Consider the following 22,994-nt stretch of genomic DNA (forward strand, 5'->3'; position numbering starts at 1 on the left):
TGTGTGAATGGTTGCCATGTTACGCCCGTAAACGACTGACGGAAGGAAGGATTTGCGCCAACTGCGCAAGATTGTTCAAGCCATGAAAGGGCGTTTGCTGGCAGAGTCCGGGGCCTTGTCTCACGGTTGAAGCGTGTTATGTCTGACTCATTAATGCCGCGCAGTGCCTTCCTTCGTGGCGCCGCGGCGATCATGCCGTTATCCCTGGCGACCGCCCCTTGGGGGCTGCTGGCCGGCTCAATGGCGATTGAAGCCAACCTCACGCCGCTGCAAGGGCAGGGCCTGTCGAGCATCGTGTTTGCCGGCGCTGCGCAATTGGTGGCGATCGGCATGCTCAAGGGCGGCGCCGGGATTTTCTCGATTCTGCTGACCACGCTGCTGCTGACCTCGCAGCATTTGCTTTACGGCATGAGCATGCGCCAGGTGATTTCGCCGTTGCCGGGGCGCTGGCGTATTGGCCTGGGTTTTTTGCTCACTGACGAGCTGTTCGCGCTGACCAGTCAGCACGATCGTCAGCAGTTCAATCGCTGGTACGCCTTGGGTGTCGGCCTGACGTTCTACATCGCCTGGAACCTTTTTACCCTGGCCGGCATTGTGCTCGGCAGCAGCATTCCGGGGCTTGAACACCTTGGGCTGGACTTCTCGATTGCCGCCACCTTCATCGCTCTGATCACACCGGTGGTGCGCAATGTGCCGACGGTGGTCTGCGTGGCGGTGTCGCTGTTTTGCTCGGTGTTGTTCAGTTATTGGCAATGGGGTTCGGCGCTGGTGCTGTCGGGGCTGGCCGGCATGACGGCCGGGTTCATCTGCAACAAGCTGTATCGGGAGCGCACATGATGGTCTGGGCAGTGATTTTCGGCATGGGGATTCTGGTGTTCCTCAATCGTTACGTGTTTCTCGAACCACGCTTGCCGGTACGGTTGAGCAGCAACGCGCGGCAATTTCTCGGTTTTGCCGTGCCGGGCATGTTGACCGCGATTTGCGGGCCGATTGTGTTCATGCCGGACAAACAACTGAATCTGCAGTGGGATAACCCTTATCTGCTGAGTTCGTTAGTGGCAATCGCACTGGTGATCTACACGCGCAACACGTTGCTCAGCATGCTATTGAGCATGGCGTTCTTCTTTCTATTGCGCTGGTGGCTTTAAGTTCTACGCTTAATGGATCAATTTCATGAGCGAGGTGAACATGGCAACCGAGCAGAAACGTCCTGAAGAAGATGACGAACCGAGCGAAGAAGAAATCGAGCGGGAGAAACACAAGGAGCAGACCTGGAAGCATGACGACAGCCGCGAGTTGTCCGAACGTGATCGGGAACCCCTGCTGAAACCCTGAACGCCACAACGAAAAGCCCCGCGATTGCGGGGCTTTTCGTTCATCAAAGATCGTCCAACTGCGTGAAATCTGGGTGGGAGGCCCGATAACCCAAGGTCTTGTCGATCCAGGCATTCAGCTCGTTGACCATCACCGGCGGGTGGCAGGGATAGCTTTCGAGGGTGGCGCGGAGGATGTGGTCGATATCGGGTACGTCACGCAGGTTTCGAGTCTTTATGTAGTGGCCGATAAAACAGTCGAGTTCAAAGCGTTCTGTCGGGGACAGATGAATACACTCCAGGCCTGTGACCTGTTTGATTGCAAAATCGTCGCGCAACTTAATTCTCTGCAAGGCTTGTAAGTTTGTGGGGGATTCCTGGTTTTGCTGACTCTTTGGTCAACTGGTATGCCAAAAGGAAATGCGGCGCGCATGCTATCCGTAGTGTTTGTAAATGTATGTATGACGGTTGAAATGTCAGACAGGCGGTTAGTTCAATCAAACGACTGTTTAGGTTGAATGTTTCGCGTTTGAAACACCGCGTGTAACAGGCAGGATTCGATTCGTGAGTTCCGGCTTTTGATAACGCACCGCGTCGACATTTATTTACGGTACGGCATCAATCAATTCCGCGCCCTGATTGCGGGAGTTGCCCACCGCTTTGCCGACTTTGTGCCATTGGAACGCTTCGCTGGGTTCGGCTTCGAACAACAGCATCTGCTCGGCACGCTCTGTGGGCGTGGCGGGATCGAGCCATTCCTGAACCCGGTCAGCGCGCAGCACGATCGGGCGCCGGTCATGCACATCGAGCAAGCCGCCTTCGCTGTTGGCGGTAATGATGACGAAGCCGTCGTCTTCCCGTGAAGGTTCGCCGGGTATCGGAAACTGGCCAATGGCGGCGCAGAAAACCGGCTGATGATCGGCCCGACGAATCAGCCACGGTTGTCGGCTCTTGTCGGGTGCATCGACCCACTCGAACCAGTTGTCGACCGGCACGATCAGTCGATGACGCCAGATCGCTCGAAAGAACGGCCCGTGGGCGACTTTTTCCAGCCGCGCGTTGATCGGTGCGGCGCGATCCCTGGCCCAGTGCGGGCGCCAGCCCCAGCGCAGATTGTTGGCGTATAGCCGTTGTTGGTGCTGATGAAGGATCGCCAGTGACGTGGTGGGCGCGGCGTTGTAATGCGCCAGCGGGGCGTCGCCGACGTGATTGATCAGCGCATCGGGAATACTCAGCACCGCGACGAAATCGTGGATACCCCGGTATTGCGACAGTCTTCCGCACATCGGCCGACCCTCCGCTGAACACCTGCCTGAAGGTTTGAGCTTAGTTGCACGGTTCAATCCTTGCTGCCCTGGCCGGTGAACGCGTCGCGCCAGACCAGCCAGCGACGTTCCAGCACGGCCAGCAGGCCGTCGCTGAGTTTGCCCAGCAGCGCCAGGACGATGATCGCGGCCAGCACGATGTCCGGCCGCGAAGTTTCGCGACCGTCACTGAGCAGGTAACCCAGACCTTTGGTCGCGGCGATCAGTTCGGCCGCCACCAGAAACATCCACGACAGGCTCATGCCGCTGCGCAATCCTGTGAACAGGCCGGGCAGGGCGGCGGGCAACAGAATCCGTTGCACCAGTTGCAGCGGGCTGAAGCCGTAGATGTGCCCGACCTCCACCAGTTTGCGGTCGATGTTGCGGATCGCCGCGACCACGTTGACGTACACCGGGAAGAACGCGCCGATGGCGATCAGAACGATTTTCGAGGTCTCGTCGATCCCCAGCCATAGCAGCAACAGCGGCACCCAGGCCAGGCTGGGAATCGACCGCAGTGCGGCGAACGTCGGTTCCAGATAGGCCTCGGCTTCACGGCTCAGGCCGACCCACGCGGCAAACACCAACGCCAGGCTCGCGCCGATGGCAAACCCCAGCAGCACGCGAATCAGGCTGGCGCCGATGTGCTTCCACAAGGCGCCTTCGGCCAAATCGGTGAGGGTCAGGGCAATCTCGCTCGGCGCCGGCATCTGGTAGGGCGGCAGCCAGCCGATGCGTACGATAAATTCCAGGGCGATCACGATCAGCAGTGGCAGGGCCAGGCCTTTAAGGCGCCGGCGCCAGAGCGGATTCAGCAGTGGGCCTTTGCGGCGTGGTGCCGGCACGGCGAGGCGGGCGGGCAAGTCGTTGCTCATGGACGGTTCTCCGCTCACGACAAATCCGCGACGGACGCGGACTTGTCATGGGCCTGATCGGTTACTGGGCGGCGGCGACTTGCTGGAAACCGGTGTCGATCAACTGATCGATGACCTGATCGACATTCACCCCACGGCGCACCAGTTCTTCGGAGACCAGAATCGGCGCGGCGGCTTTCGAGGCCAGCACGTCCCTGGCGGTCAGCTGCGGGCTGCTCAGGTCGGTGCGCGACAATTGCAGTTTGGCCACGTCCAGCGGCAGGCCGGATTCGCTGGCGAGCAATTTGGCCAATTCGTCGGGGTTCTTCACCGACCACTCGCGGGCCTGCTCATAGGCCTTGATCACGGTGTCGATGGTTTGCGGGTGTTGCTTGGCGTATTGCTCGGTGACGCTGACCACGCCGTAGCTGTTGAAGTCGCGATTGCGGTACAGCAGGCGCGAACCGGCCTGCACCTGACTGGCGGCCATGTGCGGATCGAGGCCGGCCCAGGCGTCGACATCGCCTTTCTCCAGCGCGGTGCGGCCGTCCGGGTGCTGCAGGTGTACCAGTTCCACGTCGTCCTTTTTCAGCCCGGCCTGTTTCAGGGTGCGCAGGGTAAACAGGTACGGATCGGTGCCTTTGGTGGCGGCGATTTTCTTGCCCTTGAGGTCGGCGACGGACTGGATCGGCGAGTCCTTGCGCACCACCAGCGCGGTCCATTCAGCGCGGCTATAGACGTAGACCGATTTGATCGGGCTGCCATTGGCACGGCTGAGCACGGCGGCGAGGCTGGCCGACGAGGCGAAATCCACGCCGCCGCTGTTAAGGTATTCCAGCGAGCGGTTGCTGCCCTGGCTCAGCACCCAGCTGACTTTGCTCTGGGGCAAGGCTTTTTCCAGGTAGCCCAGATGTTTCAGCGCCAGGCTGACCGGCGAGTAATAGGCGTAATCCAGATGCACTTCAGCGGGCGGCGCTTCGGCAGCGTGGGCCAGAGGTTGCAGACTCAGGGCTACTGCGCAGGCCGCGAGCAGCGTTTTGACGCGGGAAAACGGAAAGAAGGGTTTCATGGGCACGCTCCGGCAAGGCAACAGATTCTTATGTCCAAAAAGATATTTTTATCGAATGCTTCCTGCATGAATGGAATATTGCAGGCTCTGTGCCATGTACGCTTTTGTCCCGTATTTACGGGGGTTGACGCTGGTTTTGCAGGTTTGAAGTGTTGCAGGGAAAACACTCTGACGAGCCACTGTTGCTCGGCCAACAGTGCGGCGGGAAGGTGCTGAGCTTATGCGCTAATCGAATTTCAAATCTGATTTGTAAGAGCGTTATGGTCTATAAAAATCCCTTCTGCAGGACTCGCCATGAAGCTCTCACGTTTCCTACGCGCCGCGTTGACCAGCGCACTGTTTGCCACGCCATTGACCTACGCTGCCGAACCCTTGGTCCTGCACGTCGGCGACCAGAATTACTACAACATCCGCGCTTCCATAGAAGCGTCCGGCGTGTTGAAGGACGCGCCTTACACGGTTGACTGGAAACACTTCCAGGCTGCCGCGCCGTTGGCCGAAGCGTTGCAGACCGGGTCGCTGGATCTGGGTTTCCTGGGGGATTCGGGGTTTCTGTTTCTGGCCGCCAAACAGGCGCCGGTGAAACTGATTGGTGTGTCACGACAGAACCCGGACACTATCGCGCTGTTGGTGCCCAAGGATTCTCCGGTGAAAACTATCGAGGACCTGAAGGGCAAAAAAGTCGCTTACTGGCCGGGTGCCTGGAGTCAGCAACTGACCTTGCGGGCACTGGAGCAGGGCGGTTTGCCGGAAAATTACGTCGACTTCGTCAAACTGATGCCGATCGATGCGGCGGCCGCGCTACCGCAAGGCAGCATCGACGCGTTCCCGGTGTGGGAGCCGTACATTTCCCAGCAGATCGTGTTCTCCGGCGCCCGGCCGATTCTCACGGCGAAAAACCTGATGCCGGGCTTGAGCGCCATCGCCGCGTCTGCGCCGTCTATCGACAGCAAGCGCGAAGCGATCGCCGATTTCCTCGGACGTTTGAAGCAGGCCAGGGCCTGGGTCGACAGTCACACCGACGAGTACGCCGACCTGTGGGCGAAGAAGGCCAACCTCGATCAACAGGTTTCGCGGCACTGGTTGCGCCAGGCGCACATGACGGTCGGCCCGGTGGATCAGCAGGCCGCCGCCGATCTGCAAAGCACGGCCGACTTCCTGTTCAAGGTCAAGGCGCTGCCGGCTCCGCTGGCCACGGCCGGTATCATCGACAGCTCGTTTCAACAGGCGCTGGCGCGCTGAGCGAGCGCCGGAACCAAACCCTGTGTATCTTTATCCAACCTCGGCCCATCTAAATGGGTCGCAGGGAGGCAGCAGCGGCGAAGGAGTTTTGCCAATCGACAACATGACCGCAACGGTCGGGCTCAAGGCAAAACATGACACAGTGGTTCAAGCTTTTCTGTGCGATGGCGGTAGCCGTCGGGTTGGCCGGATGCATCGCCGCTCCCATCGAAATGACCGCGCAGACCGAAGCCCGGCTCAAGACTCAGGCGCCTGTGCGCTTTCTATTGACCTTCGATGACGGCCCCAGCGCTTCCAGTCTTTTCAATCCTACCGACACCGTGCTCGACAGCCTCAAGGACAACCCGCTGCAACCGGGGATCAAAGCGGTGTTTTTCGTCCAGACCCGCGCACCCCGAGCGGGCAACAGCGAGATCGGTCGGCGAGTCATGCGCCGCGAGTATGACGAAGGGCACATTCTGGGCTTTCACACCGCCACCCATTGGCACACCAATCATCGATTGCTCGATCCCCAAGAACTCGAAACCTCGCTGACCAACGGTTCGGCGGACATCGCGGCAATCACTGGCGCGCCGCCGACGTTATTGCGTCCGCCGTTCTGGAACTACGACAAACGTACCTTCGCCGCCTATCAACAGCACCATATGCAAGTGTTGCTGACCGACCTGAGCGCCAACGACGGCAAGATCTGGGGCTTCAACGCCAGCCCCCGGCGGCGGGCGAACATGCTGCGACAACTGTCGGAAGTCCGCGAACGGATTGCTCTTGGCGAACTGCCCACTGTGGACGGGGTGATTCCGGTAGTGGTGACCTTCCATGACCTCAACCGCTACACCGCGCGCCACACCCGCGAGTATCTGCAGATTCTGCTCGACAGTGCCGCCGCCACCGGCGTACGACTGGCAGGCAGACCGTTCTATGACGATCGCGCGGCGCTGGAAACAGCTGCGCTGGCGCGCACGGTGCGCGAGTCGTCGAAACCGGTGAACCTGCCGGGAATATGGAACTGGATCTGGGACCATGACGCCCATTGAGAGCCGCGATTTGAAGTTGTGAAGCGGTTGGCAATTTTTACACTGGGCGGCAGGGGCGGGGCAGTGAAAGCTCATCTATGCTCATCGGGTCGCTCGAGCCAACGCCTGTGAGGCGTGCCCACCATGATTGCCATTGCCGATATTTGCCGCATCGTCGAATCCGGCTTTTCGCCGTTGTATTGCGACTGCACCGAAACGGCGCAAGGCCTCTTGCAGATCAAGGTTTACGAACCCGACAGCGGGCGTGTCGAGTTGCTGCTCAATGGTGTTTCTCCTGAACATCTGGTCACTATTCGTGACATCTCCAATTTCATCGGTGAATTGCGCACGGAAATGAGCGCCGGACGCCGAGCGTTTGCCGGCTGAGAGTCAAAGGCGTCGTTGAAAGGCGCGGACGATGCTCAGCGTGGCGTCACTGACGTTCAGATTCTGCACCGCATCGAGCGGGTGCCAGAGGCAGTCGACGATTTCATTCAGCGGGCGAACCTGCTCGATGTTCAGCACCGACGCCTCGTAGACGTGGTGGCGGGTGCTGCCGTTCTGCAACTCCATCAGATAAAGCATGTCATCGCTGTCCAGGCCGGTCTCTTCCTTGAGTTCTCGGGCGGCGGCTTGCGCGCGGGTCTCTCCCGGTTCGACGGTGCCCCCCGGAAGCGTCCAGCGGCATCTGGGTTTGCGCACCAGGAGAATGTGTCGATCCTGCTCGCAGATGACGGTTGCTCGTACTTTCATGTGTTACCCGATAGCCGTTTGTCATAAATCTGTCATGAATTAGCAATATTTGGGCCGTTGCCGGTTTAGAGCGTCTGAGTGCCTGGCCAGGCTAAAAGTGCCGGAGACTTGACGCTGCTGCGGTGCGACGTCCGGTCGGCACGACTGCGCGTTGCGGGTGTAAGGTGCAAAAGTTCGTTAGAAGACAGGAGGTGCCTATGAGCATGGCGATGCTGAACAAAATGCACATGAATGGCTACGACGTACTCAGCGTGAACAACGGCCCGTGGCGGGTCTGCACGCAGGGTGACCGGCTCGCTTCGTTTGCCAGTCGCGAGGAAGCGCTGGCGTACGCCGCCGCACTGCCGGGCTATAAAGGTCGTACGCGCGGTCGCAAGTCAGGCTGACGACCTGTGAAGAGAAAGCCCCGGTTGTCCGGGGCTTTTTGCTGTGCGCAGCGTCAGGTTCAGTGGACTTTGGTTCGGCTGATGGCGCGGGCTTTCACTTCCCGGGCATACAGTTGCAGGCGCTCTTCATCGCTTTGCAGCACCTCGCAGGATCGCAGGACCGCCTGGGCGTCCGCCTCGTTGCCTGACTGGCGCAGTTGCTCGGCAATGCGCTTGAGGTCCACCGCCGACCATCTCAGGTCCGATGCCACGCTTTGCAGGTCACGTTGAAGTTCGTGTTCGTATTCATTGAGCCGCATGATCACCTCCGGAACATTCTCGGTAAAACAGAGTAGTCGCATTTTTTGGGAGTGGGGCAAGGTCATCTGTCGGTGAGCTGATTGTTCCGGTTTACGAGGAATACAGGCAGAGCGCTACGATGGATGTCCGAACAGTTACAAGGTACATTCGCGTTTTTTCAGATGAAGGAATCACCATGCGGATGTTGATCGGGGGGATGCTGTTGGTGGCATTGGCCGGTTGTTCGTTGCCCGCGTCACTGGTGCCGGGCGAGCCGAATGTCAGCAAGACCAGCGACAAGACTCCCAAGGACTACGCCGCGTGTGTATTGCCGCTCTGGCAGCAGGACGTTGCCAAGACGTCCCAGACAGCAATTTCCAATGGCTACCGGATCACTGCACCGAGCATCGTCACCGCCGACGAGATTCTCGATGTGGTCAAGTACAAGGACGGCAGCCGTGTCTCCCTTTACCAAGGGCCGCCGTGGGCGAAGTCCGGATCGTTGCGCAAGGCGGTACGCGATTGCCTGTAAGGTCGAAATAAAAAAGCAGAAACCGCTGATCGGTTTCTGCTTTTTTTGCCTGCTGATCGAGTTCAGTCCGAGATGTCGGTGACAGCCAGCCGAAATACGTGACCTGCCTCGAACTCGGCGCCTGGGGCGCGGTGTACACCGAAGGCTGGGGTCGCCAGGTAAAACTGGTCAGGGAGGAGGGCAAGTCGCTCAAGACCCAGATCAACACCCAGTGGATCTACCCGCCGGCGGCTGACCGTGCCAGCGCGCTGGCGGCTGCGGATCCGATGATCCCTGTCGTCGCGTAAAACGGCGTGTCACAGAAAATCTCGCCCGGTTGATGCCGGGCGGGATTTTTTTGTTCAGATTCCGCAAACCCCTCCGGCAAGGACCACTCGACCGAACTCGGCGTTGGCCTCCTGAGGTGTGATGGCGAGCAGTTGATCGAGGCGAATTTCCTGTTGCGCGCCTTGTTGCTCGATCACCAGGAATTCTTCCTTGTCACTGCTGGTTCGCGTGGTCACGGCCCGGGCCATCAGCCGCTGACCGTCTACCAACTCAATGTCCAGCTGATAGCCGCGCAGGCAGGCGATTTCCAGGTAGTCGTGCAGATCACAGTTCAACGGCTGATAACGGGTCATGGCGTTACTCCTCGAAACCTTGCGCGATGATGAAACGATCCGGCTCGTGCATCAACCTTCATGCGGCGGTGCTGATGGCGGCAGGGAACGGTGCGGATCAGATTCTGCGGGAAGTGTAATGCGCGGTGACAGTTGATTGCGGGCGTTTTTCCCGCGAGCACTAGGCTTTGAATGCCGGCCCGTTACGGGCCGGCATTGCTGTTTCTGGAGGATTGTTTTTGATTCAAGGAGCGACCGATCATGGATGATCTGGTGAAAGAAGTGATTCCGCTGTTGCAGTACCTGATTCCGGGGTTTGTCTCGACCTGGATTTTCTACACCCTGACGGCCTTCAAGCGGCCGGATACGTTCGGCCAGATTGTGCAGGCGCTGATTTTCACGTTTGTGATTCACGGCATGGTGCTGGGGATTGGGGCGGTTTGTGTGTGGGTGGGGGAGGAGGGGTTTTCCATAGGGAAGTGGGATGCGAAGGCTGAAGCGTCGTGGGCATTTTTTGCGTCGCTGGTACTCGGGTTGTTGGCCTGTTGCCTGTCAGCGAATGGCAAGTTACATGGTTGGTTGCGCAGCAGAAACGTCACGAAACAATCTTCCTACCCTAGTCAATGGTTCAGCGCATTTGCGAAATATGATCGCGTTATCACCCTGCATTTGGATGATGAAAGGCGCGTCCTGGGCTGGCCGGTGGACTGGCCATCCGAGTCAACCAGCGGGCAGTTTGTGATGCAGTACCCCTGCTGGATCAACGAGGATGGAACGGAGGTGCCTATTAGTGCGGAATTTTTGCTGATAGATTCCACACGGGTTAAATGGGTTGAATTCAGCCCTGTCTCAGAGGGTTCATCATGACCGCCAGAGCATCACAACCAATACCGCCACATATAAAGCGTCTTTTTGTAGGGCCGGACGGAAAGCGGCTGGAGAAACCGTTGATCGAGGCATCAAAGGCACCTCCACCGCCGAAATACCCTCCATATCCGCAAGCCCGTTCCTAACCCCATCCATCCTTCACCGCCCGGCGAATGCCCTCCAGCAACATCGCAAACGCCGGGTTGTCGTTGTTCTCCCGCCAGATCAGATGCAGTTCGCTCTGCACCCCTTCGCCCAGATCGATCTCGCGAAACACCACATTCCTGAACACCACACTGGTCGCGCAACGCGGCACCAGCGCCAGGCCCATGCCTGCGTTGACCAGCGCCAGAATCGTCAAGGAAGAACCCAGCCACTGCACATAATCCGGGGCGACCCGGGCCGAGCGCAGCATGCCGGTGAGCAATTCGTTGAACGGCGGATAGGCCGCGTGGGAATACATCAGGAACGGCTGCCCATCCAGGTCCTTCACTGAAACTTCGTCGGCCTCGGCCAGTCGATGGCCGCTCGGCACCGCCAGCACAAACGGCTCGCGCACCAGGCATTCGGTGGCGTAACCCGGCTCCAGCAACGGCGCGCGGACGATCCCCAGGTCAATGCGTCGAGCGCGCAGGGCTTCGTGTTGCTGGTAGGTGTTCATTTCAGTCAGGTCGATCTTCACCTGCGGCTGCTTGAGGCGCGCCTCGGCGATGACCTTGGGCAGGAATTCATAAACCGCGCTGCCAACAAAACTGATGTTCACCGAACCGATATCGCCCTCGGCAAAACGCCGGGCGGTGACGGCGGCTTGCTGGGCGCGCTCGAGCAGGTTCTGCGCCTCGATGAAGAATGCGCGGCCGGCAGCGGTGAGCGCCACACTGCGCGTGCTGCGGGTAAACAGTTCGACGCCCAGGTGATGTTCCAGCAACTGGATCTGCCGGCTCAATGGTGGCTGCGTCATGTTCAACCGCTCGGCAGCGCGGCGGAAGTTGAGTTCGGTGGCGACGGTGGTGAAGCAGCGCAATTGGGTCAGTTCGAACATTGATCTAATCCAGGTATCAATCGAATGCCAAGTTAGATTAGACGGGATCAATCACCCCCGTCCATGATCGCTCTACGCCTGAACAGGCCATCCCTACAAAAACAAAGATCGGGAGTCGCCCCTTGAAAACCCTCCAGAGTCCGCCGGACATCACGGTACTCGCCCGCGCCGCCGCCAAGGTCAAGCGCCATGTGCTGCCGTTGTTCGTGGTGATGTTCATCGTCAACTACATCGACCGGGTCAACATCGGCTTCGTGCGAAGTCATCTGGAAACCGATCTGGGTATCGGCGCTGCTGCCTATGGCCTTGGTGCCGGTTTGTTTTTCATCGGTTACGCCTTGTTTGAAGTGCCGTCCAACATGCTTCTTCAGCGCTATGGCGCCCGCGCCTGGCTGACGCGGATCATGTTCACCTGGGGCGCAGCGGCGATGGCCATGGCGTTCGTCAAAGGCGAAACCAGTTTCTACGTGCTGCGCTTCATCCTGGGCGCTGCCGAGGCCGGGTTCTTCCCGGGGATCATTTATTACTTCACCCAATGGCTGCCGGCCTCTGAGCGCGGCAAGACCATGGCGGTGTTTCTCAGCGGCTCGGCAATCGCTTCGGTAATTTCCGGTCCGGTGTCCGGTGCGCTGTTGCATATCAGCGGTCTGGGCCTGCACGGCTGGCAGTGGATGTTCCTGATCGAAGGTGCCGCGTCGGTAGTGCTCTGCGGGTTTGTCTGGTTCTGGCTGCAATCCCATCCGCGTCAGGCCAAGTGGCTAAGCGAGGAGGAGCGTGAAGCGCTGGTGACGGCAATCGCTGAAGAGCAGCGCGCCCGCGAAGCAACTCACGCCGCCAAACCATCGATGTTCAAACTGCTGGCGGACCGGCAGATCGCACTGTTCTGCTTCATCTACTTCTCCATCGCCCTGACCATCTACGGCGCCACTTTCTGGCTGCCGAGCATGATCAAGAAGATGGGCAATCTCGGCGACTTCCAGGTCGGGTTGCTCAACTCGGTGCCATGGATCATTTCCATCGTCGCGATGTACGGCTTTGCGGCGCTGGCCGGCAAGTGGAAATTCCAGCAGGCGTGGGTCGCGCTGACCCTGGTGATCGCCGCGTTCGGCATGTTCATGTCCACCACCGGCGGGCCGATTTTCGCTTTCGTCGCCATCTGTTTCGCGGCTATTGGTTTCAAAGCTGCCTCGGCGCTGTTCTGGCCGATTCCGCAAAGCTACCTGGATGCGCGCATCGCGGCGGCGGTGATCGCGCTGATCAACTCCATCGGCAATCTGGGTGGCTTCGTTGCGCCGACCGCGTTCGGTTTCCTGGAACAGACCACCGGCTCCATAGAAGGCGGCCTGTATGGCCTGGCCGCAACTTCGCTGGTGGCAGCAGTGGTGATCTTCTTTGCCCGCATGGCGCCCGGCGCCAAAGGCAAAACCCCGGCAAAGCCTGAACCCGAAACCGCCGTCGCGCCGCCGGCCAATCCGGTGGCGAGCCACTGGTTCCGACTCAACAGGAGCGTCATTTTGAAAATCACTCGCGTAACCGTCACTCCGATTGCCTTCCGTGATCCGCCGCTGCTCAACGCCAGTGGCATCCACGAACCGTTCGCCCTGCGCTCGATCATCGAGATCGAAAGCGACAACGGCTACATCGGCCTCGGCGAAAGCTATGGCGATGCCCCGGCGCTGGCGATCCAGCAACAGTTGCAGTCGCAGTTGATCGGCCTCGATCCGTTCAATCTCAATCAGTTGCGTCGGATCGTTCAGGCCACGGTCGCTGCCAACAAACCGGCCAGTCTGGCCGGTGCTGAACTCGCCCCTGGTTCCCACGCCAGTAAAGCGGTGAGCAACGCATATTCGGCGTTTGAAGTGGCGTTCCTCGACTTGCAGGCCCGCTACTTGAATGTGCCGCTGGTGGATCTGCTGGGCGGTGCGGTGCGCGATGAAGTACCGTTCAGCGCCTATCTGTTTTTCAAGTACGCGCAACACGTCGATTCACCGTACAAGCCGGACAACTGGGGTGAGGCGCTGAACGAGCAGCAGATCGTCGCCCAGGCCGCGCGGATGATCGAGGCGTACGGTTTCAAGAGCATCAAGCTCAAGGCCGGCACGTTGCCGCCGGAACACGAAGTGGCGTGCATCAAGGCGCTGAAAAAGGCCTTTCCCGGTTATCCGCTGCGCATCGATCCCAACGGCAACTGGTCGCTGGAAACCTCGATCCGCATGGCCGAGTTGCTGGGTGATGATCTGCAGTATTACGAGGATCCGACGCCGGGCCTCGACGGCATGGCCGAACTGCACAAACGCACCGGGCTGCCGCTGGCGACCAACATGGTGGTCACCGATTTCGACGAGTTCCGACGCAGCGTCGCGCTGAACAGCGTGCAGATTGTCCTCGCCGATCACCATTACTGGGGCGGCCTGCGCGACACCCAGACGCTGGCAAAAATGTGCGATACCTTCGGCCTCGGCGTGTCGATGCATTCCAATTCACACCTGGGCATCAGCCTGATGGCGATGGCTCACGTAGCGGCGGCTGTGCCGAATCTGGACTACGCCTGCGACACCCATTACCCGTGGCAGGAACCGGATGAAGAAGTGATCAAGGGCGGCAAACTGCCGATTGTCGATGGCTGCGTGAAGATCACTCGCGCACCGGGCCTCGGGCTGGAGCTGGATCACGATCAACTGGGCAAACTGCATGATCAGTACCTGACCTGCGGCATCCGCCAGCGCGATGATGTGCGACAGATGCAGCGCTACAAGCCGGACTGGAAAGCAGTTAAGCCGCGGTTCTGAGTTCACGGGTCTGGCGCCATCGCGAGCAGGCGCGCTCCCACATTGGAATATTGATCTCTGTGGGAGCGAGCCTTCTCGCGATGGCAATTGATCTGGCGATGTAGAGATTCAGAGCGTGCGCATCAACCAGTCGCGAAACGCCTTCAGCGACGCCAGCGATTCATTACGCGCCGGGTACACCAGGTAATAGCTGCGCCGGCTGCTGATCGGTTCGCCCAGTTGCAGCAAATCACCGTTGCGCAATTCATCCTCCACCAGAATCCTCGGCACCAGCCCGATACCGATATTGGCGCGCACGGCCTGAATCAGGTGCGAGGTCATCTCGAAACTCGGGCCGATGCGCATGCTGCGATGGGGCAGGGCGTGATGACTGAACCACTCGGACCAGGCCTGGGCGTTGCTGCTGACGTTGAGCAGCAGTTGCCCGGCGATATCCTTGTCGGCCGCTAGACGTTCGGCATCGGTCAGCTGCGCACTGGCGATCACCACCAGTTCTTCAGTGTGCAAGCGGTGGGCGGTCAGCCCCGGCCAGTCACCGCCGCCGACACAAATCGCCGCGTCGATTTCGCTGGTGTCGAAGTCGATGGTTTCGATGCGTGAATGCAGGTGCACAGTCATGCCGGGGTGGGCAGTGTAGAAATCCTTCAAGCGTGGCAGCAGCCATTTCGAGCCGAAGGTCGGCAAGGTCGCCAGGCGCAGGCTGTGGATTCCCGAACCAAACGCCATGGCCTGCAACGTCGCGCTGCGGATCTGGCCGAGGGCTTCGGACAGTTCGCGCTGATACATGCGCCCGACGTCAGTGAGGATCACTCGCCGTCCTTCGCGGCTGAACAGGCGCATGCCGAGCATCTTTTCCAGGATTTGCACCTGACGGCTGACCGCACTCTGAGTCAGCGACAGTTCGTGAGCGGCGCGGGTGTAGCTTTCATGGCGTGCAGCGGCTTCAAACGCCAGCAGCAACGACATCGAGGGAGTAAGGGTTCGCGGATTCATTCGTTTTAGTCATGGATTGCGGGTCGATTTTACGGTTGTCCCGGCATCGCTCTGCAATGAATATAAGGCCTATGAGATGGCGGGAGCGTGACGCAATCATTCATTGCGCACAACTGTTCACCGCCACACGGCCCGTTTTTGACCGAGATTGCACTTCCGATGATTGCTCAGCTGTCGCCTTCCACCACGTTGAATACCGACTACCAACAGTTTCTCAAAGCCCTTGAAACCAGCGGTTTTCGCGGCGAAATCAGTGCCGACTACGCCAGCCGCGTGGTGCTGGCCACCGACAACTCGATCTATCAACGCTTGCCGCAGGCGGCGGTATTCCCGCGTGACGCCGACGACGTGGCGCTGCTGGCACGCCTGATCGCCGAACCGGCCTACCAGAAAGTGGTGATCACCCCTCGCGGTGGCGGCACCGGCACCAACGGCCAGTCATTGACCGATGGTATCGTCGTCGACCTGTCGCGGCACATGAACCGCATTCTCGAAATCAACGTTGAACAGCGTTGGGTAAGGGTGCAGGCCGGCGTAGTGAAGGATCAACTGAACGCCGCCCTGAAATCCGCCGGGCTGTTTTTCGCCCCGGAACTGTCGACCTCCAACCGCGCTACGGTCGGCGGCATGATCAACACCGACGCCAGCGGCCAGGGCAGTTGCACCTACGGCAAGACCCGCGACCACGTGCTGGAACTGCACATGGTCCTGCGCGGTGGCGAGCGCTTGCACGGTCGCCCGCTGGAAGAAAGCGAGCTGACAGCGGAGTGTGCTCGCGAGGGTCGGGCCGGCGAAGTGTATCGCTGCGCGCGGCAGATCATTGATGAGCAGGGCGAGCTGATCCGGGAAACCTTCCCCGATCTCAATCGCTGCCTGACCGGCTACGACCTGGCGCACCTGCGCGAGGCCGACAACCGTTTCAACCTCAACAGCGTGCTGTGCGGCGCCGAGGGTTCGCTGGGGTTTGTGGTCGAGGCCAAACTCAACGTGTTGCCGATCCCCAAGCACACGATGCTGGTGAACATTCGCTACGCCGGCTTCATGGATGCCTTGCGCGATGCCCGTGCGCTGATGGCGCTCAAGCCGCTGTCGATTGAAACCGTCGACTCCAAAGTGCTGTTGCTGGCGATGCAGGACATCGTCTGGCACGGCGTCGCCGAGTACTTTCCGGAAAGCGCCGAGCGGCCGACGCTGGGGATCAACCTGGTGGAGTTCTGCGGCGACGATCCCGAGGAGCTGCAACGCCGGGTCGAAGCCTTCGTCCAGCACTTGGGCAACGACGCCACGGTCGAGCGCCTGGGGCATACGCTGGCCGTCGGGCATGCGGCGGTGAATCGCGTCTACGGCATGCGCAAACGCGCGGTGGGTTTGCTCGGCAACGTCGCCGGTGAAGCGCGGCCGCAGCCGTTCGTCGAAGACACCGCCGTGCCGCCACAACACCTGGCCGAGTACATCGCCGAGTTGCGCGACCTGCTCGACAGCCACCAATTGCAGTACGGCATGTTTGGTCACGTCGATGCCGGCGTGCTGCACGTACGGCCGATTCTCGACATGAAAGACCCACAGCAAGCCGCACTGGTGCGTCCCGTTTCGGACGGCGTCGCCGCGCTGACCCAGCGTTACGGCGGCCTGCTGTGGGGCGAACACGGCAAGGGCCTGCGCTCGGAATATGCGCCGGCCTTCTTCGGCGACTTGTACCCGGCGCTGCAGGCCCTGAAGGCGGCGTTCGATCCGTTCAACCAGTTCAATCCGGGCAAGATCGCCACGCCGAATATTCCCGGCGCGGCATTGCTGAAGATCGACGAAGTGACCCTGCGCGGCGAACTCGATCGGCAGATCGACGAAAAAGTCTGGCAGGACTACGGCGCGGCCATGCACTGCAACGGCAACGGCGCCTGCTACAACTTTGATCCCGACGACGCCATGTGCCCGTCGTGGAAAGCCACCCGCCAGCGTGCGCAATCGCCGAAGGGCCGCGCTTCGCTGATTCGCGAATGGCTGCGGTTGCAGGGCGAGGCAGGGGTCGACGTGTTGGCCGATGCCAGTCGCCGTCCGCCGTTTTTCAGCACGTTGCTGCAGCGCTGGCGCAACAGCCGTGCGCAGGAACAGGACTTCTCCCACGAGGTGTACGACGCCATGGCCGGGTGCCTGGCGTGCAAGTCCTGCGCGGGGCAGTGCCCGGTGAAGGTCAACGTGCCGGACTTCCGTTCGCGGTTTCTGGAGCTGTATCACACCCGTTATCTGCGGCCGGCGCGGGATTATCTGATTGCTTCACTGGAGTACACGATTCCGTACATGGCGCGGATTCCGTTTCTCTATAACGGCTTGATGGGCGCCTCGTTCAGCCGGCGCTTGATCGAACGTCTTGGCGGCATGGTCGATGTGCCGTTGCTCAGCCGTTTCGATTTCCACGCGGCTATGCGTCGCTGGCAGGTTCAGCCGGCGTCGGTCGAGGTGTTGTCGGCGCTGACTGCAGCCCAGCGCGAACGCAGCGTGGTGCTGGTGCAGGACGCCTTCACCCGGTATTTCGAGGCGCCGTTGCTGGCGGATCTGATCGAGCTGATTTCGCGTCTCGGCTATCAGGTCTACCTGGCACCGTTCAGTGCCAACGGCAAGCCGCTGCATGTGCAGGGTTTCCTCTCGGCGTTCAACCGCGCGGCGTTGCGCAATGCCGGGCAATTGCGCGCGCTGGCCGAGATCGGTGTGCCGTTGGTAGGGCTCGACCCGGCCATGACCCTGGTCTATCGCCAGGAATATCTGAAAGTGCCGGGGATGGAGCAATGCCCGGAGGTGGCGCTGGTGCAGGAGTGGCTGCTCAAGGTCATGCCGGAGCAAGTCGGAACGCGCCGCGACGAAACCTTCCGCCTGCTGGCGCACTGCACCGAAAAAACCAACGCTCCGGCTGCCACTCGGCAGTGGGAGCAAGTATTCGAGCGTGTCGGCCTGAAGCTCGCGACTCAGGCCACAGGTTGCTGTGGCATGTCCGGCACTTACGGACACGAAGCGCGCAATCGCGAAACCTCGGCAGTGATTTACGAGCAATCCTGGGCGAAGCAGATCGAGGCGCCGTTGGAGAAGGGCGAAGCACTGGCCACCGGCTATTCCTGCCGCAGTCAGGTCAAGCGCCAGGCCGATCGACAGTTGCGCCATCCGTTGCAGGTCGTGCTGGAAACCCTGCGCACCGCGTGATCGCTGTTTGAGAACCGCTAGCGATTGGATCGGTTTTTCATGTTATAAGGTAACGCAAATTTTACGGCCGCTTTCGGGCGGCTGCATCGATCAACCTTTCGATTGCGATACTTCCATGACGATTGCGGTTCCCCGTTCTGCCCCCTCGGCCACTGGCCGGTTGCTGTCCATTGATGCGCTGCGTGGCTTGGTGATTCTGTTCATGTTGCTCGACCACGTGCGCGAAACCTTTCTGCTGCATCGTCAGGTCACCGACCCGATGGACATCGCCAGCACGGAACCGGCGCTGTTCTTCAGTCGCACCCTGGCGCATCTGTGCGCGCCGGTGTTTGTGCTGCTGACCGGCTTATCGGCGTGGTTGTTCGGGGAAAAGTACGCCGGCAAGGCTGACGTCAGTGCCTTTCTGTTCAAGCGCGGTTTGTTTCTGGTGGCGCTTGAATTCACCCTGGTGAATTTCGCCTGGACATTCCAGCTGCCACCGACTGTGATCTACCTGCAAGTGATCTGGGCGATCGGCCTGAGCATGATCGCGCTGTCGCTGCTGGTCTGGCTGCCACGCTGGCTGTTGTTGACGCTGAGCCTGGCGATCATCGCCGGGCACAATCTGCTCGACGGACTGCACTTCGCAGCGGAGTCGGCGCTGCACATACCGTGGGCGATCCTGCATGACCGGGGCTGGATCGAGGCGGGCGAGACCTTGCGTCTGCGCACCTCGTACCCGTTGTTGCCGTGGATCGGCGTGATCGGGTTGGGTTACGCGCTGGGGCCGTGGTTCGCTCGTGCGGCCGATGCCGGGGTGCGTCAGCGCCGTTTGTTGATCGGTGGCATCGCCGGGCTGCTGGGGTTCGTGGCCCTGCGGCTGGTCAACGGTTACGGCGAGAAACCCTGGGCCTTCGGTGACAGCGGTGTGCAAACCCTGATGAGTTTTTTCAACATCACCAAATACCCGCCGTCGCTGTTGTTCATCACATTGACGGTGAGTGTCGGACTGTTGCTGTTGCTGGTGTTCGAACGCGCACAGGATCGACGCTGGATTCGCTGGCTGACGGTGTTCGGTTCGGCACCGATGTTTTTTTACCTGCTGCACCTGTATGCGCTGAAGGTGCTGTACCTGATTGGCGTGGCGCTGTTCGGGCTTAATCAGGGCACGTATTTCGGTTTCTCGTCGGTGACGGCGGTGTGGCTGGCGGCGATGGTGCTGGCGGTCGCGTTGTTCCCGGCCGTGCGCTGGTTTTCGGCATTGAAGGCCCGGCGTCGCGACATTGCCTGGCTGAAGTATCTGTAGAACGGCTCAGCCCGTTTTGCCATCGCGGGCATGGCGAGCGAAGTCGATAAACGCCTTGAGCGGCGCCGGTACGTGGCGCCGACTCGGGTAGTACAAATGCAGGCCGGGATAGTACGGACACCAATCCGCCAGCACCTGCACCAGCCGCCCGCTCGCCAAATGCTCGCGGGCCATATCCTCGAACACATACGCCAGTCCCAAGCCCTGCAACGCCGGGCCGACCATCAAGCTGACATCGCCCAGGGTCAGCGGGCCGTTGACCTCGATTTCCTGTTCTATACCACCCCGTTCGAATTCCCAGCGGTACATCGAACCGCTCGGGAACCGATGTCGAATGCAGGGAAGGGCATGCAGGTCTTCAGGTTTCTGTGGCGCGGGATGTAGTTCGAAAAAGCCGGGTGAGCCGACCACCACTGAACGCAGATTCGGGCCGATCGGCAGCGACACCATGTCCGCCTCCAGCCGATTGCCGAACCGCACCCCGGCATCAAAACCGGCGGCGACGATATCCAGCAGCGCATCGCTTTCGACCACTTCCAGGCGGATGTCCGGATAGGCCTGAAGGAACGCCCCGGCAATCGGTAGCAGGACCAGTTCGCAGGCCTGGCGCCCCGCAGTGATGCGCAGGTTGCCGGAAGGTTTGTCGCGAAAGTGATTGAGGTCTTCGAGCGCGTCGTCGATGTCGCGAAACGCCGGTTTCAGCCGCGCATATAACCGCTCGCCCGCTTCGGTCAGCGCCACACTGCGAGTGGTGCGATTGAACAGACGCACGCCCAGGCGATTTTCCAGAGCGCGCAATGAATGGCTCAGCGCCGACGGTGTCAGGCCCAGATCCACCGCTGCACGGCTGAAATTCAGGTGCTGGGCGATGCAAAGAAAGATCGACAGATCCGCCGTGGACGGGTTTTTCATTTGTGAACACCTTTCACAAAGTCATGCAAATTTGCTGGGATTATCACATCAGTAGCACGGCTTTAAAGTCGACTCAACTCATCAGGAAGGCCCGGCAATCTCGCCAGGGTCACCGACAGGAGGAGTTGATATGCGTACCTGGCTGATTACCGGAGCTTCCCGTGGTTTTGGCATCCTTATCGCCGAACAGGCCCTGCGTACCGCTGACGCAGTGATTGCCACCGCCCGCAACCCGCAAGACATCACCGACCGCCTCGGCGAACATCCGAACCTGCTGGCGGTGCGGCTGGACGTCACCCGCGAAGAGGAAGCCCATCAAGCGGTGGCACAGGGCATCAAGCGCTTCGGCCGCATCGACGTGCTGATCAACAATGCCGGCTTTGGCGTGTTGGGCGCCGTCGAAGAAACCAGCGCCAGCGAAACCGAGCGCCTGTTCGCCACCAACGTGTTCGGCCTGCTGAACGTCACCCGCGCCGTCCTGCCACACATGCGCGCCCAGCGCAGCGGACGGGTCATCAACATCTCGTCGATTGGCGGTTATCAGGCCTACGTGGGCTGGGGTGTTTACGGCTCGACCAAGTTCGCAGTGGAAGGCATCAGCGAAGCGCTGCATCAGGAACTGGCGCCGCTGGGCATTCATGCCACGGTGGTCGAACCGGGCTTCTTCCGCACCGACTTCCTGGACGAGCAATCGCTGATCAAGACCGCGCTGGTGCTGCCGGACTACGACGAAACCGTTGGCAAGATGCGCACGTTTGCCGAAGCTGCCAACCATGCGCAACCGGGCGATCCGCTGAAGTTTGCCGAAGCGATTCTGGCGCTGGTCAATGCGCCGAACCCGCCGCAGCGGCTGGCGCTGGGCAGCGACACGGTTGCACGGATCGAAGCGAAGAATCGTTTGGTGGCGCAGGAGTTGGCCGAGTGGAATGAGCTGGCGTTATCCACGGATTTCAAGGACTGACCTAGCCCCTCGTTGAAGCTATCGCAGGCTGCGCTCTATTGATCGCAGCCTGATTTTCTTTTCATTGGATGAAATCATGACAAACGTCTCCCAACACACGGACGCGCGCGACAAGCTGCTGATCCTCGCCGCCATTTGCCTGTCGGCGCTGGTCCTTCCGTTAAGTTTTACCGGTGGCGCGGTGGCGACGCCGGCCATTGGCCGTGACCTGGGCGGCAGCCCGGTGGCGCTGACCTGGATCACCAATGCGTTCATGTTGTCGTTCGGCAGTCTGCTGATGGCGGCGGGGGCGTTGGCCGATGTCTATGGACGCAAGCGCTTGTTCACCGCCGGCATGTTGTTGTTCACCGCGGCGTCGATTGCCCAGAGCCTGGCACCTTCGGTGTTCTGGCTCGACGTATTGCGAGCGGTTCAGGGCGTGGCCGGTGCGGCGGCTCTGGCCAGTGGTTCGGCGGCGCTGGCGCAGGAATTCGAAGGTCATGCGCGCACCCGTGCGTACAGCATGCTCGGCACCACGTTTGGTATCGGTCTCGCGTTCGGCCCGTTGGTGGCCGGAGCGTTGATCGAGGCGTTCAACTGGCGCGCGATCTTTGTGTTCACCGCGCTGATCGGTGTGATCGCGATGGTCTTCGGTCTGCCGCGCATGCGCGAAACCCGCGACCCCGACGCCAGCGGTCTCGACTGGGCGGGCACCGTGACATTCAGTTCGATGCTGGCGCTGTTTACGTTCGGTGTGATTCAGGCACCCGAGAGCGGTTGGGGCAGTCCGTTGGTGGTTGGTCTGCTGGGTGCTTCGACGTTGTTGCTGGCGCTGTTCGTCTTCATCGAAATGCGCGTCAAACGTCCAATGCTCGATCTGACGCTCTTCCGCTTTCCGCGCTTCGTCGGCGTGCAGATGCTGCCGATCGGCACCTGCTATTGCTACATCGTGCTGGTGGTCATGCTGCCGCTGCGGTTTATCGGCGTCGAAGGCTTGAGTGAAATCGATGCCGGTCTGCTGTTGCTGGCGCTGTCGGCGCCGATGTTGGTGGTGCCGATGCTTGCGGCGTCCATGACTCGTTTTGTTTCGGCGGGAGTCTTGTCGGGCGTGGGTTTTTTGATTGCCGCCGTGGGGCTGCACTGGCTGAGCCTGTACAACGTCGGCGAGCCGAAATTTGCGCTGGTGGTGCCGATGGTATTGATCGGAATCGGCGCGGGTCTGCCGTGGGGCTTGATGGATGGACTGTCGGTCAGCGTGGTGCCGAAAGAGCGCGCCGGTATGGCGGCCGGGATATTCAACACGGTGCGGGTGGCGGGTGAGGGGATTGCGTTGGCCAGCGTGGCGGCGATTCTTGCCTCGCTGCTGCATACCGATCTGCAGTCAGTGGCCAGCGGTGCAGACGCCGCGCTGATTGCGCAGACCGCGCACCGGGTAACCACCGGTGACATGGCGCATGCGATCAACACGGTTCCGGACCTGGCCAATGAGCGTCTGGTTCAAGGTTACGCTTCGGCGTTCCAGTATCTGCTGCACATCCTGACGATCATCACCCTGGTGTCGGCGGCTGTGGTGCTGGGGCTATTAAGCAAAGATCGGACGGTGTCGGAACCCCAACAGGCTGCGACATAAATG

24 protein-coding genes and 2 pseudogenes are annotated in these 22,994 nt (G+C 60.4%); 16 read left to right on the plus strand and 10 right to left on the minus strand.

Features of this window, described 5'->3' with window-relative positions; all coding sequences use genetic code 11:
• Positions 1-138 precede the first annotated feature (138 nt).
• Genes ACKUG4_RS24490 through ACKUG4_RS24500 form a run of 3 tightly spaced genes read left to right on the plus strand, consistent with a single transcriptional unit; the run spans position 139 to position 1,335 of the window.
• On the plus strand, positions 139-837 hold the full coding sequence (locus ACKUG4_RS24490; RefSeq protein ID WP_085648391.1) for an AzlC family ABC transporter permease: 699 nt from the start codon (positions 139-141) through the stop codon (positions 835-837).
• On the plus strand, positions 837-1,148 hold the full coding sequence (locus ACKUG4_RS24495) for a branched-chain amino acid transport AzlD family protein (protein ID WP_176472272.1): 312 nt from the start codon (positions 837-839) through the stop codon (positions 1,146-1,148). The genes ACKUG4_RS24490 and ACKUG4_RS24495 overlap by 1 nt, the downstream gene beginning before the upstream one ends.
• Positions 1,149-1,173: 25 nt before the next feature.
• Positions 1,174-1,335, plus strand: coding sequence for a hypothetical protein (locus ACKUG4_RS24500; protein WP_158090459.1), 162 nt, complete (start codon positions 1,174-1,176; stop codon positions 1,333-1,335).
• A gap of 43 nt (positions 1,336-1,378) precedes the next feature.
• Here ACKUG4_RS24500 and ACKUG4_RS24505 read toward each other — a convergent pair whose 3' ends face one another.
• The 4 genes from ACKUG4_RS24505 to ACKUG4_RS24520 form a co-directional block, all read right to left on the minus strand.
• Positions 1,379-1,651 (minus strand): hypothetical protein, encoded by a 273-nt coding sequence (locus tag ACKUG4_RS24505; RefSeq protein ID WP_445435008.1) that lies wholly within the window; start codon positions 1,649-1,651, stop codon positions 1,379-1,381.
• 267 nt (positions 1,652-1,918) lie between these two features.
• A complete protein-coding gene (locus ACKUG4_RS24510) occupies positions 1,919-2,599 on the minus strand; it encodes an SOS response-associated peptidase (RefSeq protein WP_445435009.1) in 681 nt (226 codons plus the stop codon).
• Positions 2,600-2,652: 53 nt separating this feature from the next.
• Positions 2,653-3,492 carry an ABC transporter permease gene (locus ACKUG4_RS24515; protein ID WP_445435010.1) on the minus strand — a complete coding sequence of 280 codons (840 nt, stop codon included), beginning with the start codon at positions 3,490-3,492 and terminating at the stop codon, positions 2,653-2,655.
• A 61-nt stretch (positions 3,493-3,553) separates the two neighbouring features.
• On the minus strand, positions 3,554-4,540 hold the full coding sequence (locus ACKUG4_RS24520) for an aliphatic sulfonate ABC transporter substrate-binding protein (RefSeq protein WP_445435011.1): 987 nt from the start codon (positions 4,538-4,540) through the stop codon (positions 3,554-3,556).
• Positions 4,541-4,834: 294 nt separating this feature from the next.
• On the opposite strand from ACKUG4_RS24520, the gene ACKUG4_RS24525 reads away from it, so the two are divergent.
• The 3 genes from ACKUG4_RS24525 (at position 4,835) to ACKUG4_RS24535 (ending at position 7,182) form a co-directional block, all read left to right on the plus strand.
• Positions 4,835-5,782 (plus strand): ABC transporter substrate-binding protein, encoded by a 948-nt coding sequence (locus ACKUG4_RS24525; protein ID WP_011334669.1) that lies wholly within the window; start codon positions 4,835-4,837, stop codon positions 5,780-5,782.
• A 134-nt stretch (positions 5,783-5,916) separates the two neighbouring features.
• On the plus strand, positions 5,917-6,816 hold the full coding sequence (locus tag ACKUG4_RS24530) for a polysaccharide deacetylase family protein (RefSeq protein ID WP_445435012.1): 900 nt from the start codon (positions 5,917-5,919) through the stop codon (positions 6,814-6,816).
• 123 nt (positions 6,817-6,939) lie between these two features.
• Positions 6,940-7,182 carry a DUF1652 domain-containing protein gene (locus ACKUG4_RS24535; RefSeq protein ID WP_011334667.1) on the plus strand — a complete coding sequence of 81 codons (243 nt, stop codon included), beginning with the start codon at positions 6,940-6,942 and terminating at the stop codon, positions 7,180-7,182.
• Between the two features lie 3 nt (positions 7,183-7,185).
• On the opposite strand, the gene ACKUG4_RS24540 is transcribed toward ACKUG4_RS24535, so the two are convergent.
• The gene (locus ACKUG4_RS24540) at positions 7,186-7,548 is read right to left on the minus strand and encodes an NUDIX hydrolase (RefSeq protein ID WP_039766972.1); all 363 of its coding nucleotides are present in this window, start codon (positions 7,546-7,548) and stop codon (positions 7,186-7,188) included.
• A 197-nt stretch (positions 7,549-7,745) separates the two neighbouring features.
• Here ACKUG4_RS24540 and ACKUG4_RS24545 point away from each other — a divergent pair, with 197 nt between their 5' ends.
• The gene (locus ACKUG4_RS24545) at positions 7,746-7,934 is read left to right on the plus strand and encodes a hypothetical protein (RefSeq protein WP_064597356.1); all 189 of its coding nucleotides are present in this window, start codon (positions 7,746-7,748) and stop codon (positions 7,932-7,934) included.
• A gap of 59 nt (positions 7,935-7,993) precedes the next feature.
• On the opposite strand, the gene ACKUG4_RS24550 is transcribed toward ACKUG4_RS24545, so the two are convergent.
• On the minus strand, positions 7,994-8,233 hold the full coding sequence (locus ACKUG4_RS24550; RefSeq protein ID WP_007950501.1) for a hypothetical protein: 240 nt from the start codon (positions 8,231-8,233) through the stop codon (positions 7,994-7,996).
• 176 nt (positions 8,234-8,409) lie between these two features.
• Here ACKUG4_RS24550 and ACKUG4_RS24555 point away from each other — a divergent pair, with 176 nt between their 5' ends.
• Together ACKUG4_RS24555 and ACKUG4_RS24560 are read left to right on the plus strand one after the other, a co-directional pair.
• Positions 8,410-8,745 (plus strand): hypothetical protein, encoded by a 336-nt coding sequence (locus ACKUG4_RS24555; RefSeq protein WP_064597355.1) that lies wholly within the window; start codon positions 8,410-8,412, stop codon positions 8,743-8,745.
• 83 nt (positions 8,746-8,828) lie between these two features.
• Positions 8,829-9,032 (plus strand): annotated as a pseudogene (locus ACKUG4_RS24560) (NAD(P)/FAD-dependent oxidoreductase); the annotation flags it as partial.
• A gap of 54 nt (positions 9,033-9,086) precedes the next feature.
• Here ACKUG4_RS24560 and ACKUG4_RS24565 read toward each other — a convergent pair.
• Entirely contained in the window at positions 9,087-9,365 is a 279-nt protein-coding gene (locus tag ACKUG4_RS24565; protein ID WP_064597351.1) for a Rho-binding antiterminator, read from the minus strand.
• Between the two features lie 240 nt (positions 9,366-9,605).
• Here ACKUG4_RS24565 and ACKUG4_RS24570 point away from each other — a divergent pair, with 240 nt between their 5' ends.
• A complete protein-coding gene (locus ACKUG4_RS24570) occupies positions 9,606-10,211 on the plus strand; it encodes a DUF6338 family protein (RefSeq protein ID WP_445435013.1) in 606 nt (201 codons plus the stop codon).
• A 142-nt stretch (positions 10,212-10,353) separates the two neighbouring features.
• Here ACKUG4_RS24570 and ACKUG4_RS24575 read toward each other — a convergent pair whose 3' ends face one another.
• On the minus strand, positions 10,354-11,253 hold the full coding sequence (locus ACKUG4_RS24575) for a LysR family transcriptional regulator (protein WP_007950480.1): 900 nt from the start codon (positions 11,251-11,253) through the stop codon (positions 10,354-10,356).
• A gap of 122 nt (positions 11,254-11,375) precedes the next feature.
• Here ACKUG4_RS24575 and ACKUG4_RS24580 point away from each other — a divergent pair.
• Together ACKUG4_RS24580 and ACKUG4_RS24585 are read left to right on the plus strand one after the other, a co-directional pair.
• A pseudogene (locus ACKUG4_RS24580) lies at positions 11,376-12,716 on the plus strand (MFS transporter); the annotation flags it as partial.
• A 51-nt stretch (positions 12,717-12,767) separates the two neighbouring features.
• Positions 12,768-14,042, plus strand: a complete 1,275-nt coding sequence (locus tag ACKUG4_RS24585) for a glucarate dehydratase family protein (protein WP_445435040.1) — start codon at positions 12,768-12,770, stop codon at positions 14,040-14,042.
• A gap of 108 nt (positions 14,043-14,150) precedes the next feature.
• On the opposite strand, the gene ACKUG4_RS24590 is transcribed toward ACKUG4_RS24585, so the two are convergent.
• Positions 14,151-15,035, minus strand: a complete 885-nt coding sequence (locus ACKUG4_RS24590) for a LysR substrate-binding domain-containing protein (RefSeq protein WP_445435014.1) — start codon at positions 15,033-15,035, stop codon at positions 14,151-14,153.
• A 159-nt stretch (positions 15,036-15,194) separates the two neighbouring features.
• Here ACKUG4_RS24590 and ydiJ point away from each other — a divergent pair, with 159 nt between their 5' ends.
• Together ydiJ and ACKUG4_RS24600 are read left to right on the plus strand one after the other, a co-directional pair.
• Positions 15,195-18,224, plus strand: coding sequence for a D-2-hydroxyglutarate dehydrogenase YdiJ (gene ydiJ, locus ACKUG4_RS24595; RefSeq protein WP_445435015.1), 3,030 nt, complete (start codon positions 15,195-15,197; stop codon positions 18,222-18,224).
• A gap of 115 nt (positions 18,225-18,339) precedes the next feature.
• On the plus strand, positions 18,340-19,509 hold the full coding sequence (locus ACKUG4_RS24600; protein ID WP_445435016.1) for an acetyltransferase domain-containing protein: 1,170 nt from the start codon (positions 18,340-18,342) through the stop codon (positions 19,507-19,509).
• 6 nt (positions 19,510-19,515) lie between these two features.
• Here the strand turns inward: ACKUG4_RS24600 and ACKUG4_RS24605 are convergent, their stop codons facing one another.
• Positions 19,516-20,421, minus strand: coding sequence for a LysR family transcriptional regulator (locus ACKUG4_RS24605; RefSeq protein ID WP_445435017.1), 906 nt, complete (start codon positions 20,419-20,421; stop codon positions 19,516-19,518).
• Positions 20,422-20,551: 130 nt separating this feature from the next.
• On the opposite strand from ACKUG4_RS24605, the gene ACKUG4_RS24610 reads away from it, so the two are divergent.
• On the plus strand, positions 20,552-21,382 hold the full coding sequence (locus tag ACKUG4_RS24610; protein WP_445435018.1) for an oxidoreductase: 831 nt from the start codon (positions 20,552-20,554) through the stop codon (positions 21,380-21,382).
• Positions 21,383-21,458: 76 nt separating this feature from the next.
• Positions 21,459-22,991 (plus strand): MFS transporter, encoded by a 1,533-nt coding sequence (locus ACKUG4_RS24615; protein WP_445435019.1) that lies wholly within the window; start codon positions 21,459-21,461, stop codon positions 22,989-22,991.
• Positions 22,992-22,994: the final 3 nt, after the last annotated feature.

It is taken from the genome of Candidatus Pseudomonas auctus, assembly GCF_048654275.1.
Lineage (GTDB): Bacteria > Pseudomonadota > Gammaproteobacteria > Pseudomonadales > Pseudomonadaceae > Aquipseudomonas > Aquipseudomonas pharyngis.

What these genes read in the sequence shown, in the direction of transcription:
- ACKUG4_RS24510 (WP_445435009.1), bottom strand. Translation starts at nt 2,599, where the DNA reads ATGTGCGGAAGACTGTCGCAATACCGGGGTATCCACGATTTCGTCGCG.
- ACKUG4_RS24515 (WP_445435010.1), bottom strand. Translation starts at nt 3,492, where the DNA reads ATGAGCAACGACTTGCCCGCCCGCCTCGCCGTGCCGGCACCACGCCGC.
- ACKUG4_RS24565 (WP_064597351.1), bottom strand. Translation starts at nt 9,365, where the DNA reads ATGACCCGTTATCAGCCGTTGAACTGTGATCTGCACGACTACCTGGAA.
- ACKUG4_RS24495 (WP_176472272.1), top strand. Translation starts at nt 837, where the DNA reads ATGGTCTGGGCAGTGATTTTCGGCATGGGGATTCTGGTGTTCCTCAAT.
- ACKUG4_RS24490 (WP_085648391.1), top strand. Translation starts at nt 139, where the DNA reads ATGTCTGACTCATTAATGCCGCGCAGTGCCTTCCTTCGTGGCGCCGCG.
- ACKUG4_RS24590 (WP_445435014.1), bottom strand. Translation starts at nt 15,035, where the DNA reads ATGAATCCGCGAACCCTTACTCCCTCGATGTCGTTGCTGCTGGCGTTT.
- ACKUG4_RS24525 (WP_011334669.1), top strand. Translation starts at nt 4,835, where the DNA reads ATGAAGCTCTCACGTTTCCTACGCGCCGCGTTGACCAGCGCACTGTTT.
- ACKUG4_RS24520 (WP_445435011.1), bottom strand. Translation starts at nt 4,540, where the DNA reads ATGAAACCCTTCTTTCCGTTTTCCCGCGTCAAAACGCTGCTCGCGGCC.
- ACKUG4_RS24605 (WP_445435017.1), bottom strand. Translation starts at nt 20,421, where the DNA reads ATGAAAAACCCGTCCACGGCGGATCTGTCGATCTTTCTTTGCATCGCC.
- ACKUG4_RS24530 (WP_445435012.1), top strand. Translation starts at nt 5,917, where the DNA reads ATGACACAGTGGTTCAAGCTTTTCTGTGCGATGGCGGTAGCCGTCGGG.
- ACKUG4_RS24535 (WP_011334667.1), top strand. Translation starts at nt 6,940, where the DNA reads ATGATTGCCATTGCCGATATTTGCCGCATCGTCGAATCCGGCTTTTCG.
- ydiJ (WP_445435015.1), top strand. Translation starts at nt 15,195, where the DNA reads ATGATTGCTCAGCTGTCGCCTTCCACCACGTTGAATACCGACTACCAA.
- ACKUG4_RS24555 (WP_064597355.1), top strand. Translation starts at nt 8,410, where the DNA reads ATGCGGATGTTGATCGGGGGGATGCTGTTGGTGGCATTGGCCGGTTGT.
- ACKUG4_RS24500 (WP_158090459.1), top strand. Translation starts at nt 1,174, where the DNA reads ATGAGCGAGGTGAACATGGCAACCGAGCAGAAACGTCCTGAAGAAGAT.
- ACKUG4_RS24610 (WP_445435018.1), top strand. Translation starts at nt 20,552, where the DNA reads ATGCGTACCTGGCTGATTACCGGAGCTTCCCGTGGTTTTGGCATCCTT.
- ACKUG4_RS24545 (WP_064597356.1), top strand. Translation starts at nt 7,746, where the DNA reads ATGAGCATGGCGATGCTGAACAAAATGCACATGAATGGCTACGACGTA.
- ACKUG4_RS24540 (WP_039766972.1), bottom strand. Translation starts at nt 7,548, where the DNA reads ATGAAAGTACGAGCAACCGTCATCTGCGAGCAGGATCGACACATTCTC.
- ACKUG4_RS24600 (WP_445435016.1), top strand. Translation starts at nt 18,340, where the DNA reads ATGACGATTGCGGTTCCCCGTTCTGCCCCCTCGGCCACTGGCCGGTTG.
- ACKUG4_RS24550 (WP_007950501.1), bottom strand. Translation starts at nt 8,233, where the DNA reads ATGCGGCTCAATGAATACGAACACGAACTTCAACGTGACCTGCAAAGC.
- ACKUG4_RS24575 (WP_007950480.1), bottom strand. Translation starts at nt 11,253, where the DNA reads ATGTTCGAACTGACCCAATTGCGCTGCTTCACCACCGTCGCCACCGAA.
- ACKUG4_RS24615 (WP_445435019.1), top strand. Translation starts at nt 21,459, where the DNA reads ATGACAAACGTCTCCCAACACACGGACGCGCGCGACAAGCTGCTGATC.
- ACKUG4_RS24570 (WP_445435013.1), top strand. Translation starts at nt 9,606, where the DNA reads ATGGATGATCTGGTGAAAGAAGTGATTCCGCTGTTGCAGTACCTGATT.